The sequence below is a fragment of the Micromonospora sp. B006 genome (assembly GCF_003408515.1).
Classification (GTDB): domain Bacteria; phylum Actinomycetota; class Actinomycetes; order Mycobacteriales; family Micromonosporaceae; genus Micromonospora; species Micromonospora echinospora_A.
Genome location: NZ_CP030865.1, coordinates 637,614 through 651,386 on the forward strand (window position 1 = coordinate 637,614; position 13,773 = coordinate 651,386).

General features: G+C 71.3%; 17 protein-coding genes and 2 pseudogenes. 9 read left to right on the forward strand and 10 right to left on the reverse strand.

The window, feature by feature from the left end:
- Positions 1-108: 108 nt before the first annotated feature.
- The 7 genes and pseudogenes from MicB006_RS03175 to MicB006_RS03200 form a co-directional block, all read right to left on the reverse strand.
- The gene (locus tag MicB006_RS03175) at positions 109-1,422 is read right to left on the reverse strand and encodes a reverse transcriptase family protein (protein WP_036311204.1); all 1,314 of its coding nucleotides are present in this window, start codon (positions 1,420-1,422) and stop codon (positions 109-111) included.
- Positions 1,423-1,765: 343 nt separating this feature from the next.
- Positions 1,766-2,437 (reverse strand): annotated as a pseudogene (locus tag MicB006_RS32700) (nucleotidyl transferase AbiEii/AbiGii toxin family protein).
- A 2-nt stretch (positions 2,438-2,439) separates the two neighbouring features.
- Positions 2,440-3,006 (reverse strand): annotated as a pseudogene (locus MicB006_RS32705) (hypothetical protein).
- A 171-nt stretch (positions 3,007-3,177) separates the two neighbouring features.
- On the reverse strand, positions 3,178-3,357 hold the full coding sequence (locus tag MicB006_RS32710; RefSeq protein WP_030275235.1) for a hypothetical protein: 180 nt from the start codon (positions 3,355-3,357) through the stop codon (positions 3,178-3,180).
- Entirely contained in the window at positions 3,354-3,506 is a 153-nt protein-coding gene (locus MicB006_RS31785) for a hypothetical protein (protein WP_157551556.1), read from the reverse strand. Before MicB006_RS31785 ends, MicB006_RS32710 begins: the two co-directional genes overlap by 4 nt.
- A 15-nt stretch (positions 3,507-3,521) precedes the next feature.
- Positions 3,522-3,722: a DUF1003 domain-containing protein gene (locus tag MicB006_RS03195; protein WP_084588876.1), complete on the reverse strand. Its 201-nt coding sequence runs from the start codon at positions 3,720-3,722 to the stop codon at positions 3,522-3,524.
- A gap of 37 nt (positions 3,723-3,759) precedes the next feature.
- On the reverse strand, positions 3,760-4,854 hold the full coding sequence (locus MicB006_RS03200; protein WP_225980628.1) for a nitroreductase: 1,095 nt from the start codon (positions 4,852-4,854) through the stop codon (positions 3,760-3,762).
- 519 nt (positions 4,855-5,373) lie between these two features.
- Here MicB006_RS03200 and MicB006_RS03205 point away from each other — a divergent pair.
- The 3 genes from MicB006_RS03205 to MicB006_RS03215 all read left to right on the forward strand — a co-directional run bounded on the left by MicB006_RS03205 (position 5,374) and on the right by MicB006_RS03215 (position 7,290).
- Positions 5,374-6,039, forward strand: a complete 666-nt coding sequence (locus tag MicB006_RS03205) for a hypothetical protein (RefSeq protein WP_116503727.1) — start codon at positions 5,374-5,376, stop codon at positions 6,037-6,039.
- A gap of 37 nt (positions 6,040-6,076) precedes the next feature.
- Positions 6,077-6,562: a universal stress protein gene (locus MicB006_RS03210; RefSeq protein WP_116503729.1), complete on the forward strand. Its 486-nt coding sequence runs from the start codon at positions 6,077-6,079 to the stop codon at positions 6,560-6,562.
- A 308-nt stretch (positions 6,563-6,870) separates the two neighbouring features.
- A complete protein-coding gene (locus tag MicB006_RS03215; protein WP_152037813.1) occupies positions 6,871-7,290 on the forward strand; it encodes a hypothetical protein in 420 nt (139 codons plus the stop codon).
- Between the two features lie 67 nt (positions 7,291-7,357).
- Here MicB006_RS03215 and MicB006_RS03220 read toward each other — a convergent pair whose 3' ends face one another.
- Genes MicB006_RS03220 through MicB006_RS03230 form a run of 3 tightly spaced genes read right to left on the reverse strand, consistent with a single transcriptional unit; the run spans position 7,358 to position 9,165 of the window.
- On the reverse strand, positions 7,358-8,245 hold the full coding sequence (locus tag MicB006_RS03220; RefSeq protein WP_084588877.1) for an SPFH domain-containing protein: 888 nt from the start codon (positions 8,243-8,245) through the stop codon (positions 7,358-7,360).
- Positions 8,242-8,820: a DUF5994 family protein gene (locus tag MicB006_RS03225; RefSeq protein WP_052166240.1), complete on the reverse strand. Its 579-nt coding sequence runs from the start codon at positions 8,818-8,820 to the stop codon at positions 8,242-8,244. Before MicB006_RS03225 ends, MicB006_RS03220 begins: the two co-directional genes overlap by 4 nt.
- Before the next feature lie 3 nt (positions 8,821-8,823).
- Complete coding sequence (locus tag MicB006_RS03230) at positions 8,824-9,165, reverse strand: lipopolysaccharide assembly LapA domain-containing protein (RefSeq protein WP_084588878.1); 342 nt, start codon at positions 9,163-9,165, stop codon at positions 8,824-8,826.
- 522 nt (positions 9,166-9,687) lie between these two features.
- Here MicB006_RS03230 and MicB006_RS03235 point away from each other — a divergent pair.
- The 6 genes from MicB006_RS03235 to MicB006_RS03255 all read left to right on the forward strand — a co-directional run bounded on the left by MicB006_RS03235 (position 9,688) and on the right by MicB006_RS03255 (position 13,682).
- Positions 9,688-10,449, forward strand: coding sequence for a GAF and ANTAR domain-containing protein (locus tag MicB006_RS03235; RefSeq protein WP_225980629.1), 762 nt, complete (start codon positions 9,688-9,690; stop codon positions 10,447-10,449).
- Between the two features lie 83 nt (positions 10,450-10,532).
- Positions 10,533-11,264, forward strand: a complete 732-nt coding sequence (locus tag MicB006_RS03240; RefSeq protein ID WP_030275255.1) for a GAF and ANTAR domain-containing protein — start codon at positions 10,533-10,535, stop codon at positions 11,262-11,264.
- A 96-nt stretch (positions 11,265-11,360) separates the two neighbouring features.
- A complete protein-coding gene (locus MicB006_RS03245) occupies positions 11,361-12,209 on the forward strand; it encodes a SigB/SigF/SigG family RNA polymerase sigma factor (protein WP_152037814.1) in 849 nt (282 codons plus the stop codon).
- A 65-nt stretch (positions 12,210-12,274) separates the two neighbouring features.
- Entirely contained in the window at positions 12,275-12,460 is a 186-nt protein-coding gene (locus MicB006_RS03250) for a hypothetical protein (protein WP_030275259.1), read from the forward strand.
- A 38-nt stretch (positions 12,461-12,498) separates the two neighbouring features.
- Positions 12,499-12,672 (forward strand): hypothetical protein, encoded by a 174-nt coding sequence (locus MicB006_RS31940; RefSeq protein WP_192900180.1) that lies wholly within the window; start codon positions 12,499-12,501, stop codon positions 12,670-12,672.
- On the forward strand, positions 12,669-13,682 hold the full coding sequence (locus tag MicB006_RS03255) for a glycosyltransferase family 4 protein (protein ID WP_030275261.1): 1,014 nt from the start codon (positions 12,669-12,671) through the stop codon (positions 13,680-13,682). Before MicB006_RS31940 ends, MicB006_RS03255 begins: the two co-directional genes overlap by 4 nt.
- The last annotated feature ends 91 nt before the right edge of the window (positions 13,683-13,773 follow it).

Consider the following 13,773-nt stretch of genomic DNA (forward strand, 5'->3'; position numbering starts at 1 on the left):
TCGCTTGCCGAAGATCAGCCGAACGAGCGTAAGTCCTGCTCAAGCTATCCTTCGGCCGCTTCGGCGCGTCCTCACCGAGATCCGGTGAAGGTGCCGTGCCGCGTCAGTTTACGGTGCCGCGAGAGCGTGGGCCAGCAGCGTGGCGAGTTTGGCTGCGCGTGCCGGGTGGTGATGGCCGACCCAGAGAACTCGTCCGATGAGGCATTGAGCGAAGTCGGGGTGGCCGGTCCGGTTCTGCGCGGCGAGGCCGGTGCGGGCGGCGTTGTGGAGGATGGCGCGAAGCTGGTCGTACTCGTCGCGTGGTGTGGCGGGGCGATGGTTGACGACGAGTCCGGCGAGGAGTTGCCGGTCGGCTCGGCTACGGACACGTGTCTTGGCTTCGTGGACTCGGAAGCCCTCGTCGCGGGCGATGTCGGTGACGGCGGCGATCAGGTCGTCGATGCGCCGGGTGTTGAGGTCGCCGGAGAAGGCGAGGTCGTCGGCGTACCGGCTGTAGGTGATGTCGAACGCGTGGGCGAGGCCGGTGAGGCGTCGGTCGAGTCGGTAGGCGCACAGGTTGGCCAGTGCCGGGGAGGTGGGCGCGCCCTGGGGCAGGTGGCCCGTTCGCAGCGCTGCCAGCCGGGTGGCCCGGTGCGCCAGGTCGGCGGGCGCTCGGCGAAGGACGGCGGGCGGGGTGCGGGTGGTGCAGAGGCCGGTGAGGGTGTGGGCGACGGGTTCGGGGTAGCCGGCGGTGCGGAACAGGCCGTGGACGCGGGTGGCGGGGATGTGGGTGAAGAAGGCGAGCAGGTCGATGCGGGCGACGACCGGCTGTGCGGTGTGGGTGGCGACGAAGGTGTGTGCGGAGCGGCCGGGTACGAAGCCGTGGGCGGCGGGGTGGACCGGGATGGGGCCGAGGACCTCGGTGAGGAGTCGGCGTTGCAGAGCGCGGAGCCGGGCTTTGGGTGCCTCGATCAGCCGGGCTCGGTCGGTCCATCGGTAGTGGTAGTGGTGTAGCCGGTGGGCGGTGGCGCGTCGGTTCATGGCGCGTCGGTCGGCGTACCAGTCGAGGTGCTCGATGCTCAGGTCGAGCATCGCGGCCAGGTCGCCGACGGTGTCGATGACCGGGGTGCGCCAGGGCTGGCGGACGGTGCGGGTCGGCGTGACGGGCCGCGTGTGGATGACGATGGGTCGTTGGTGCTGGCGGGCGGTGGCGACTGCCGCGCGCAGCGGTTCGAGGGTGCTCAGGAACGTAGCGAGCTCGCGTGGCCGGTCGGTGGGTGGGCGCGGGTAGGCGACCAGCACCGCGTCGGCGACCGGCCACAGCCAGCGCCGCCGGACCCCGAGGACGAGCCCACCTTGGTGGACGAGGTCGGCGCGGCGCCAGCCGTCGCCGGCGAGGAACGCGTCGGCGAGCGCGGTGGCCAGGGCGTGGATCGTGGTCACGACTGGGCCGGTGGTGGCAGCGTGTCCCGACGATGCCCGGTCGTGCGGGTGCACAGGCTCGCGGAGCGTGCCGACGCACCTGTGGTGTGGTGCCGAGGTGAGTGGTTCGTCCCCGGGGTTGCCCCGGAGAGACCGTGACCGGACCCCACGTGGGGGGCCGGCCTGGTCAGCTCGGGACACGCTGCCATGGGAGCAGCGTAGAGAACGGAGACCGTCGTCGGTGTCCGCGATGCGTGTGGCGCGGCGGAGGTGACTGTTTCGCCGAGCACCAACGGAGCACCGTCGCGGCCGGTGATCGGCGGCGGCTTCCTACTGGGATTCCTCCTTACCGGGCGCTGCGGGATCAGCTGGCGGAGCCGTCGGGTCGCGGGGGTTCCTCCTCGTTGAGTAGTTCGCGGCGCCATTCGGCGAATCGGCTTCGGAGATTGTCCAGCGCTGGACCGGCGATACCGTACTGGCGAAGTCGTCAGGATCGAGCAGGGTGGCTTGCCCTAGCGCGTCGGCGAAGACGCGCGGGTCGAAACCGCGGTCGGCGCGCTGCACGAGGGTGAGGAGGGCTTGGCGGGTGTAGCGGCCGGATCGGAGCGTGGCGTCGATGTCGATGAAGTCACGGGCGAACGCTCGACCGTAGAGTGCGCTCATCTTGTTCGCGACCGCGTCGTCGGGGTGCAGTACCGGTCCGATCGCCATGAGGATCGGTTCGTTGGCGCGCCAGTCCACAGCCGAGTTCGACCCTGGAGACCCGGACGCCGTCGGTGACGGCCAGCCGGGCGAATGTGTCGTACTGGCGCTCGGTCTCGACGGTGAGGCCGTCGTCTCGGTAGGCGTGCACGACGGCGGTGACCGCAGCGGTGAACTCCTGCCGGCGGTCCCAGGCGGTGAACAGGTCGACGTCCTCGCTGGGCCGCTCCAGCAACCCGGCGGCCTGGACCGCGTAACCGCCGGCCAGCGCGAAGCCGTATCGATCGGCTGCCGCGAGTCCGGTACGGGCGAGGCGTTCGTGGAAGGGGTCCACCGCTACGCCGCATCGCTGCGGGTGGCGGCGAGTTCGGGGAAGGCGTCCTCCCAGCGCTGGCGGAGCTGGGGTGGCAGCCACAGGGTGGGCCAGAGCCGTCGGAGGAGGTCAGCGTCGAGCCAGGCATTGAGGTCCTCGACGGTGCTGGCTTCGGTGAGCACCACCTTGTACATGCTGGCCAGGCGTGCGGGCCGGTCAAGGTCGTACTCGGCGTGCCCGGATCAGTCGAGATGACGCGGAAGCGTCACCGTGCCTTCGGTCGGGCCACGCAGCGCGGTAAGGGTTTCGGCCACCACGTAGGGCCTCCGGTCACCGTAGGGCCGGTAGTCCGCCGGCGGCTGGGGCGATGTCCTGCGCCGGCTGATGTTGGTCGCCCGCCGGACTTCCGGTCGTAGCGCCTGACGGATCGTCTCCCGGCTGTACCCGGTGACCCGCTGCAGATCCACCGGCCGCCACCCGGCCGCGTGGAACGCCCGTAGCTGTTCGTCCCGCTCGGTCAATGCCTGCGTCCGCGTCGCCTCGTACCGGGAGACAACCGCGTGCAGCTCATCCTCGGAGAACCGTCCCATGCCCGTCAGCCTACTACGCTAGGCCCAGCACGCTTGGCCTCTCCTCCCATGGAGGGGCGATGCGCTCAGCGTGGGCTGCCCGGTCCGACCAGGCCCGTCCGTAGGCGACGACGACCAGTTGCGCCCGATCACGTACCGCCAGCTTGCTCAACAGCCGCCCGACGTGCGTCTTCACGGTGCCAGGCTGAGGCCGAGGTGCTCGGCCAGCTCCGTGTTGGACAGGCCGCGCCCGATCAGCGGCGGCGAGGCCGCCGTACGTGCGGCGGCCATCAACAGCGCGTCGGTGGCGTCCGTCCGCTGGCCGGCGAAGGCGGCGGCCCCCTCGTCCCAGTGACACCCGAACCGCGTCATAGATCCCGAGCAAGCTTGGTGAGTATGCCGCGGACGACCGGTTCGGCCCGCCGTACGCAGTCGCAGGTGTCGCCGTGCGCGTCGCGGTGCCAGGCGATGAGGTATTGCAGGGCGAGCTGGTTGACCTGGTAGTCGTGTTCGGCCTTCACCCGGTCGGTGTCGGCCTAGCGGTTCTGGCTCAGCAGGATCAGTGGGGCGGCGTAGGCGGCCTGGGTGGAGAAGAGCAGGTTGAGCAGGATGAACGGGTAGGGGTCCCAGCGGTGCAGCACGGCGACGACATTGGCGGCTATCCAGGCGACCACGATGCCGGTCTGGATGATGATGAATCGCCAGGAGCCGAAGATCGAGGTGACCGAGTCGGCCAGCCGTTGTCCGGAGGTGCGGTGGTCGAGCCGGTACTGGTTAGCGGGGTGTCAGTGGTGACGTGGGTTCATGCCGACCGTCGCCCTTCCGGTTGATTGGTCTTCCGACCGGAGCCGTGCCGGAGCGGAAGTCCGCCGGCGGAGGTGGGTCGATGGTCTGGTCGGCCGGCAGTCGCGGTGCGTGCGCCGGTCCCGGGTCGTCGGTGTCGAGCATGCCGAAGCGCAGCACCAGGTACGGGTGTCCGAGGTTGGCTACCAGCCGCCGGATGGTCTGCCGGCTGTCGGCTACCTCGACGGGGGCGCTGATCGGGAGTACGGACACGCCGAGTTCGGTCGCGGTGAGCCAGGCCGTCGACAGGGCCTCGCCCGCTCGTAGCCAGTCCATCGGCTGGTCGGCGCGGCCGTAGAGCACCGCGTAGGTGGCGTTGTGGTCGTGTCTGGTGCTGATGGGCAGGTCGCCGTGGTGGCCGAAGTCGCGCCCGGGCACGGTCGTCTGCGGCGCATGGAGCGGAATCGCGGTGTCGGGAATGCCGGTGCCCGCCGGCCGGGAGCCGCCGGTCCAGTACGCCAGCTCCGCCTGCCACGCCGGCTCGGCGGTCTCTGTCTCCTGGGCATGGCTCGTCGCGGCGGCGAGATCCACCACCTGATCGGGTCGCAGGACGTGCAGCAACGTCGCTTCAGCCCGTGCCGCCGCGCTGATCGCCCCGAGATCGTCGGACCCGACCGGAAGGCCGGTGACGGGACGGCGGTCGGTGCGCCGGAGCCGGATGGTGTGCGTACGGCGGACGGCCTGGAGCTCGACGGGTGCCCGCCCGTCGACGCGCAGTCGCGCCAGATGGCCGGGGTCGGCCGGGTCGGGCATCCGGGTGACGGTGACGTGCCAGCCCTGCGCGGCCAGGCCGATCCGGGCGTGGTGCAGCGCGGCTCCGCAGCTCAGCGTGGCGAGCAGGGCGTCGGGGTCGCTGATGTCGAGGACCCGGTCGTGGTCGATGAAGAGGTCCAGCCGGTTCCGGGCGATCCGCCACCGCCATGGCTGGGTGTTGAGGATCGACGGCGCGTGGCCCGCGACGGTGGCCGCGTCGACCAGCGCCTGGGTCATGGATCCACTGCCGGTGGGGTGAGTCTGCGTGGGCACGACGAGGTCCCTTCTCGGGCCTTCTCGCGCGGTCACCGGTACCGGCTGGTCGCAAGGGGCCCGCGTGGGCGAGGAGAGGGGAGGGGTGGCACCGCGTCCGCTGAGGGTTGTCTTCCGGCCGGGGAGTGGCCCGTCATCGGACCGGTAACCGTCAGGAAGGGCCGGCCTTGCGGTGGGTGGGACAGCCACCGGGGGCCCGGGCGACACGTTGAGCCTACGCCCCCGTGGGACCGGTGACGAAGACCAGCGGACCGGTACCGGTGATGCCTGGTGCCGCCGATTCTCCCGCCGCCCTTTCGCACGGCAGCGCGTATGGTGAGGATGTCGCTCGGGTCCCCGGTGGCTGACCCCCCGCCGCCGCCTCCGGTCCGCTCGATGTCGAGACCGACGTCCAGCGGCTTTCCCGCCAGGTGCCGAGGCCACGTCGTCCGTCGCATCGGATGTTGTGCCGGCACCGACCCACCCGTGTCCAGCAGGCCGCGGCACCGCGTGACGAGCAGAACAAGGAATGTGAGTGCGATGGCCTACATCGCCAGGAACCACAATGCAGCATTACGGAACGCCGTGCCGGCCGCCGGGTTGGCGCTGCTGGTACCGGACGCCTCCGCACACCGGCCCGGCGCCGAGTCGGTGGGTGTCGGGCCGGACCGAGCCGGTGGAGCCGTGGCGAGGGCAGCGACCAGGGGCGACCCGCGGGTCAACGCCACGGTGCGGTACCTGCTCGCGGGCATCCGCCTCGCGCTGGGGTGGATATTCCTGTGGGCGTTCCTGGACAAGGCGTTCGGCCTGGGGCATGACACGACCGCCGCCAAGTCCTGGGTCAACGGAGGAAGCCCGACGAAGGGATTCCTGGGATCCGCGACGACGGGCCCGTTCGCCGGTTTCTACCACTCGATCGCCGGCGTCGCCCTGACCGATGTCCTGTTCATGGGCGCCCTGCTCGCCATCGGCGTCGCGTTGCTCCTGGGCGTCGCGATGCGGCTGGCGGCCGGCGCCGGCGCACTCCTGACCCTGATGATGTGGACCGTCGTCCTCCCCCCGGCGAACAATCCGTTCATGGACGACCACCTCGTCTACGCCGCCGTGCTGGTCGTCCTGGCCCTGTCGGGTGCCGGCAACACCCTCGGTCTGGGCACCTTCTGGGCCCGGATCCCGCTGGTGCGACGCACCGGTTGGCTGAAGTAGACGACGTCAGGTGACAGCCTTCCGAGAGGAGCTCGACATGACGGACCAGGCCGAGGAGCACGACCGGCGCATCGTGGTCGGAGTCGACGGATCACCGGGCTCACGGATCGCCCTGCGATGGGCGGCGACCCAGGCGGAGCTGAGCAACGCACGGGTCGACGTGGTGGGCGCGTGGCACGACCCGGCGGAGTACGCATTCGCGTACGGGTGGTCGCCCGCGGTGTTCGAGGATGTGAGCATCGCGGCGATCACCGAGAAGATGCTGGTGGAGGCGGTCACGGACGTGGCCAGCGGCGGTGCTCCAGTCCGGTTCACCACCCACGTGGTACGCGGGCATCCGGCTCAGGTGCTGCTGGACGCCGCGGACGGGGCGCAGTTGCTGGTGGTGGGCAGCCGGGGACACGGAGCCTTCGCCGGGATGCTGCTCGGCTCGGTCAGCCAGCACTGCGTACAGCACGCGTCGTGCCCGGTGGTGATCGTTCCGTCGACGGACCGGACGGTCGACGAGGTCGGGAGCGACTGAGGGACGCTCTGATCCCGCCTCCAGGAGCCATCGTGCCCAGCCGCTTCGAGGTTCTCGTCGCAGCCGGGCACGGTGACCGGGCACGCGCCGTGCGCTCAGTGCGCGGCGCGGCAACCCGGCACCGGCGCCGCCCGCGACGACCCGAGAGGGATGTCGCGGGCGGTGCCGGTGCACCGCCTCCACGGCGGTCGGTCAACTGTGGCTGAGGACCACCTTCGATGGCCGGCGCGATGGCGTAGGGTGGGGCGGAACGGCCGCCCTGGTCCCTGGTGGTGCCTCAGCCGCAGGCACACCACCAGGAGCATCGGATGCCTGTTTCCCCTGTCTACGTCGTCCCCGGTCCAGAATCGGTGAACGACCTCGTCAAGCGGGTCGCCGACCGTGACCGGGCCGCCTTCGGTCGCCTCTACCGCCGTCTCGTCCGCGTTGTCTTCATCCAGGTGTGTGAGGTGGTGCGCCGCCCGTCGGTCGCCGTCGCGGTGACCCGGGCGGTGTTCGTCGAGGTGTGGCAGCTTGCGCCGAGGTGCGCCGCCGGTCAGGTCGATGGTCTCGCGTGGGTGACGGCCATCGCCGATCGCCGGGCCGCGGAACGACTTCGCGAGATCGATGGCCGCACCTCGCCCCTCGACGCCGGATACGACGAACTCGTCGGTCGCGAACTGATCGCCGCGCTGGACGGCGAGGCGCCGGCACTGCTGGACACGTCTGTTCCACCCACCACCGGATGACCGGCTGCCGACGGGCCTCGGCCCGGTGACACACGCGGTCACCGGGCCGAGCAGCCGTTCCTGTCGGTCAGCCCACCGGCACCGCGGCCGTCGTGGGCTCGGATTCGGGAAGGATCCGCCGGACATCCGGCATCGTCGCTGTCTCCGCTGCCCGGGGACGGGTCGCGACGACCGGCGCCGGCGGGGGCGTCGCGTGGTCGAGGAACCGCAGCAGTTCGACGGGGAACGGCATGACGAGGGTGCTGTTCTTCTCCGCGGCGACCTCCACCACCGTCTGCAACAGTCGCAGTTGCAGGGCGGCGGGATCGGCGGCCATGGTGGCGGCTGCCAGGGCGAGCTTCTCGGCGGCCTGGTACTCACCGTCGGCGGCGATGACCCGGGCGCGGCGTTCACGCTCGGCCTCGGCCTGACGTGACATGGAGCGTTTCATCGATTCCGGCAGCGCGACGTCCTTGACCTCGACGCGCTCGACCTTGACACCCCACGGACCCTCGGTGGGTGTGTCGATGATGCCGGTGAGTTCGGCATTGAGCTTGTCCCGGTCGGAGAGCAGCTCGTCGAGGTCGGCGCGGCCGATCACCGCGCGCAGCGAGGTCTGCGCGACCTGGGAGACGGCGTACAGGTAGTTCTGCACGTTCACCAGCGCCTTGACCGGGTCCACGACGCGGAAGTACACGACCGCGTCGACGCGTACGGAGACGTTGTCGCGCGTGATGCCGTCCTGAGCGGGCACGCTCATGGTGGTGATCTGGAGATTGACCTTCACCAGCCGGTCGACCCCGGGGACGATCAGGGTGAGGCCCGGGCCACGGCTACCGTCGCGCACCCGACCGAAGCGGAACACCACCCCGCGCTCGTACTGCTGGACGACCCGCACCGCTCGGGCGGCGGTGCCGAGACCGATGACGCCGACCGCCACGAGCGCGACCGCGATGGCTGGCTGCAGAACGTTCATGCGGGCACTCCGGTCCGGGGAGGGGTGGTGGAGAAGTCATTGGCGGGGCGGCGGCCGATCGAAGCGGTGCTGCCCCCTTCGTTGTCCCACACCGCGTCCTCGGCGGAGCCGGTCGCCGCCGCGGCTCGGGGCCCCACCGGTGCGCCGGCCAGGATGTCGGGCGCGCGCCTGAGGTTGGTCGGGTCGGCGGCGGTCGCCATCGCCCACTCGGCTGTCGCGCGTGGCGTGGCGGGCGGCACCACCAGCAGGTCGACCTGGATGTCGCGGCCGGTGGTGGCGACCAGCAGGGCGGGGTCGAGGGTGTCGAACCAGCCGATCCGGACCACGTCCGGTCCGACGGTCAACCGGCGGAATCTACTGTCCCAGGTGCGGAGGTTGAGCATGAGATGCCGGATCCGGCCATGGCGTTCGGACAGGGCGAGGACGAGACCGGGGAGTTCGGCGCCCGGGTCCCAGGACCGCGGCCACCATCCGCCGTCCAGGACCGCCCGAGCCCGGACCGGGGCGAGGACCAGCCGAGGCGAGGACACCGCCGACCCGGGGGTCGTGGCGAATCGTCGCGTGGTGACGGACATGGCTCATCCGTCCTCCCGGGTCGGGCGGGGCGGCAGCGGGACGCGAGCGATGCCGGTCGTCGACGGAGGAGTCGGACCGGACCCGGCCGGGCCGCCGGGCCGCGTGCCGGGACGGCCGAGCATCCTCAACTGCACGATCCGGGCGGTGCCGGGCAGGGCGACGAGCAGGACCCCGAAGACCGCGGCCAGCAGCAGCGCCACCCCCATCGGCAGGGTGCCGTGAGCGCCGAGGAACGACACCTCGGCACGTTGCCCGTTCTGCAGCACGAAGATCAGGAGCAGCAGGAGCACGAAGGCGAACACCACGGCAGCGACCCACACCCCGCCGATTCGTGAGCGCTTCACCGGCCGCCGCGGGGGCACTGCGCGAGAAGCATCGGTGCCGCCACGGGCGCCTTGCGAGAAGGATCGAACATGGCTGTTCCGGGGTGCGGTCATCACGAACCGCCGCCTTCCGACGAGCATGTCGCGCGCCCGGACGTCGTGGTCCGTAGGCGCGCCTGGATGATGGTGGGCCTGCGACGGGCCGTCGCGGTCCGACGTGCCGCTGCGGGGGAGGTGCCGGGCCGGGAGTTCGACGGAGATTTGGCGGCCTGACGGGTGCATGCGGTGCGGTTAATGGCCGGCACGGTGACCTCGATCGGTGGGGTGCGTCCGCCAGCGGCGGACTGTCAGCCACCGGGGTCCCGAGCGACACCGCAAGCGTACGCCTCCGCGACCGGCTCGTCAGCCGCCGGAGCCGTCCGCGGGTCCGGTGGGTCGCCGGTCGCGCCGTGGCGTCACGCGGGAGTACGGTGTGATCGTCGCCCGGGACCTCGGCGCGGTATGACAGCGCGTCCGTTCGACTGATCCGGGTCGGAGTCGGCAGTGGGCAAGGACAACCCGGGGCGCGGCGATCCGGTGAACGTCGATCGACGGCTGCGGCTGTGGGCTGTTCTCGTCGATGCCGCCCGGGGCGGAACCGTCGCGGTCGATCATGTCTGCGCGGTCGCGGTCTCGGTCGCGGGCGTGGACTCCGCCGCCGTCGCGGTGGTCCTCGACGCCACGCCGCGCGAAGTGGTGTACGCCACGGACCAGACCGCGTCGGAACTGGAAGACCTGACCCTCACCCTCGGTGAGGGGCCGTGCGTGGACGCGACCACCGGTGGACCTGTCCTGGTCGCCGATCTGACCGTGCCGGAGTGCCGGAACCGCTGGCCGGTGTTCGCGCCGGCGGCGGTGCTCGCCGGGGCCGGTGCGGTATTCGCGTTGCCACTACGGGTGGGCGGGATCCGCCTCGGTGTCCTGGACCTCTACCGGGTCGGTGCCGGTGACCTCGGGGCGGAGCAACTGGCCGACGCACTGGTCCTGGCGGACACGGCATGCGCGGTGCTGCTGGACGACGCGACGCGCCACGGGGTGGACCAGGACGATCAGTGGCCCGAGGGGACCGGCCTGCACCACCCCGAGGTGCACCAGGCGACCGGCATGACCACGGTCCAGTTGGGAGTGACGGCGGCGGTGGCGCTCGTCCGGTTGCGCGCCTACGCGTACTCCCGGGACCGGCGCCTCCGGGACGTGGCAGCCGACGTCGTCGCCCGCCGCCTGCGTCTCGGCCCGACCGGGACACCTGGTGGCCGAAATGGGTGAACAGGGGATCGGTGCCAGGACGGCGCGTTACGGACCATCCCGTCGGGCGACCGGCGGAGACACAGATAGACGAGGTGACTGACATGGCCGAGACCTCGCTGGCCGACGTTTTCGTGGAGATGGCCGACACTCTCGTCGACGACTTCGACGTGATCGAGTTCCTGCACGTGCTGACCGAGAGGTGTGTCGAGCTGCTGGGTGTGTCGGCGGCCGGGCTGCTCCTGACCGACCAGCGGGACACGCTGCAGGTGGTCGCCGCCTCCTCCGAACGCACCCGACTGCTGGAGCTGTTCCAGCTCCAGACCGACCAGGGGCCCTGCCTCGACTGCTTCCGTACCGGGCAGCCGGTGTCGGTCGCCGACCTGACCCTGACCACGGCCCGATGGCCGAGGTTCACCGCCGCCGCGGCCGAGGTCGGCTTCGCCGCGGTGCACGCCCTGCCCATGCGCCTGCGCTCCGAGGTGATCGGCGCGCTGAACCTCTTCGACGTCCGGCCGGGGGCCCTCGACGAGGACAAGCTCCGCATCGGTCAGGCGCTCGCCGATGTGGCCACCATCGGACTGTTGCAACACCGCGCCATCCACCGGCGTGACATCCTCACCGAGCAGCTGCAGACCGCCCTGAACAGCCGAGTCCTGATCGAGCAGGCCAAGGGCGTTCTCGCCGAACGCCTGCAGGTGGACGTGGGCCAAGCCTTCGCGTTACTGCGCGACGGCGCCCGCAGCCGCAACCGGCGACTGTCCGAGCTGTCCCAGGCGATCGTCGACGGCTCCGAGCAGCTCGCCACGGGGCCGGTCACCCACCGGTCCGGCTGACGACCGGGTTCGACACCCGAGTGCGCTTCCCAGAGCCCGTCCGGGTGTCGGTCGGGGGGATGAAGGCGTACGGTAGCGGTGTCGCCCGGGTCCCCGGTGGCCGCCAGTCTCGCCGCCACCAGCCCGTTAGGGGCGTTGGAACCCATGGTCACCTCCGCCGTGACACCCACAGCCGTTTCCTCCCCTCCGACGCTGAGCCCGGCTATCGGGGACAGCGAACAACTGTTGCGTCGACGCGCAGCCCTGAACGCCGACGATCCCGACCGGGCGCTGCTGCGGACCAGGATCATCGAGGCGAACCTGCCGATGGCGGGTCGACTCGCCCGCCGCTACACCGGCCGCGGGGAGTCCTACGAGGACCTGGCTCAGGTCGGCGCGGTCGGCCTGATCAGAGCCGTTGACGGGTACGACACCAACCAGGGCGTGCCGTTCGCCAGCTACGCCATCCCGACCATCCTCGGCGACATCCGGCGGCACTTCCGCGACACGGCCTGGGCGATCCGGGTGCCGCGCGCAGCGCAGGAACTGAGCGCCCGGGTGCCCGAAGCCCGGGGCGAGCTCGGGCAGCAACGCGGTCGTCAACCGACTGACGGAGAGCTCGCCGACCACCTGGAGGTGACCGTGGCCCAACTCGGGGCCGCCGTCGCCGCCTCCGAGGTCTATCGCCTGCCGTCGCTGAACGAGCTACGGCCCGGGACCGACGGCATCGAGCATCTCGCGCTCATCGGCGCCGCCGACCCGGCATACGCAGCCGTGGACGACCACCTCACCCTCGGACTGCTCCTCGCGGCGCTTCCCGCACGTGAACGTCGGATCCTGACCATGCGGTTCTACGGCGACCTGACCCAGGCGCAGATCGCCACCCGGGTCGGGCTGTCCCAGATGCACGTCTCCCGGCTGCTGAAGCGTTCGCTGGCCCAACTGAGAGCCGGGATGCTCCGCTGACCGTTCGCCGGCCGGACCGCTCAAGCAGTCAGGCCGAATCGTCGAGAGCACCAGGAGACGATGACGTGGTCGTTCGTCCGATCGCCGCTGCCGGGTCGTCGCCGCCGGTCAGCGGGACATCCACCCCCTCGACGTTCGGAGGGCGGGTCAGGCGGGCCCTCGACGTCCGCGCACTTCGCCTGCGGGTGTTCCTCCTGGTGGCCGTCCTGCTTCTGCCGCTGGTGCTCGTCACGACGTTCGCTGACCGCTGACCATGACCGTCCCGAACGACTGATCGAGGGGATAGACGATGAGGATCGCCAGACACCGGATCGTTGCCGCGCTGCGCGAGCGCGGACAGCAGACCAGAGCCGAGTGGGTCGAGCGGGAGCTGCCGGAGCGGATGGACCCTGCCAAACACGTGGGGCTGCTCGCCACCCTGCGTCTGGATCCGGCCGACCTCGCCGACGCGCCGTCCCCGTGAGGGTTGCCCTGCTCGGTCCGGTCGCCTGGCGCACACCCCCGCACCACTACGGCCCCTGGGAGCAGGTGACCGGTCTGCTCGCCGAAGGGCTGGTCACCCGTGGCGTGGACGTGACCCTCTTCGCGACGCTCGACTCCGTCACCTCCGCCGACCTCGACGGCGTGTGCCCCCGGGGGTACGCCGACGATCCGGACCTGGACGGTCGGGTGTGGGAGGCGATGCACGTCTCCCACACGATGGCCCGCTCCGGAGAGTTCGACCTGGTCCACAGCCACCTCGACTGGCTGCCGCTGGCCTTCGCCGAGCACTGCCGCGCTCCGCTGCTCACCACCGTGCACGGCTTCTCCGGCGCGGGGATCCTCCCCGCGTACGCCCGGGCCCGCTCGTCGTACGTGTCGATCTCCGACGCCGACCGCAGCGCCGAGCTCGACTACGTCGCCACGGTGCACCACGGCGTCGACCTCACCGGGCTGCCGTTCACCCGCGACGCCGGCCCCGGGCTGGCCGCCTTCGGCCGCATTCATCCCGACAAGGGCACCCACACGGCCATCGAGATCGCCCGCCGCGCCGGCCGGCCGCTGACCATCTGCGGCATCGTGCAGGACGAGCGGTACTTCGCCGAACAGGTGGCCCCGCACATCGACGGCGACCAGGTCGTCTTCCTCGGCTCGGTCGGCCCGCACCGCCGTGCCGAGGTGCTGGGCGCGAGCACCGCGCTGCTGCACCCGATTGCCTTCGACGAGCCGTTCGGGCTGTCGGTGGTGGAGTCGATGGTCTGCGGCACGCCGGTCGTCGCGTACGCGCGGGGGTCCATGCCGGAGGTCGTCGACGAAGGGGTGACGGGGTTCCTCGCGCGGACCGTCGAGCAGGCCGTCGACGCCGTCGCCCGGGCTGCCGGGCTGGACCGGGCCGCCTGTCGGACCCGGGCCGGGCAGTGCTTCGGGGCGGACCGGATGGTCACCGACTACCTGGCGGTCTACGACCACCTCATCCGCCGATCGCACCGCTGAACCCGATCACCGCACACGAACCCGTTCCGCCGGTCACACACGCTGGCCGGCGTGCGCCGACACCGCGTGAGGCCGTCCCCGCCCTTCGAGG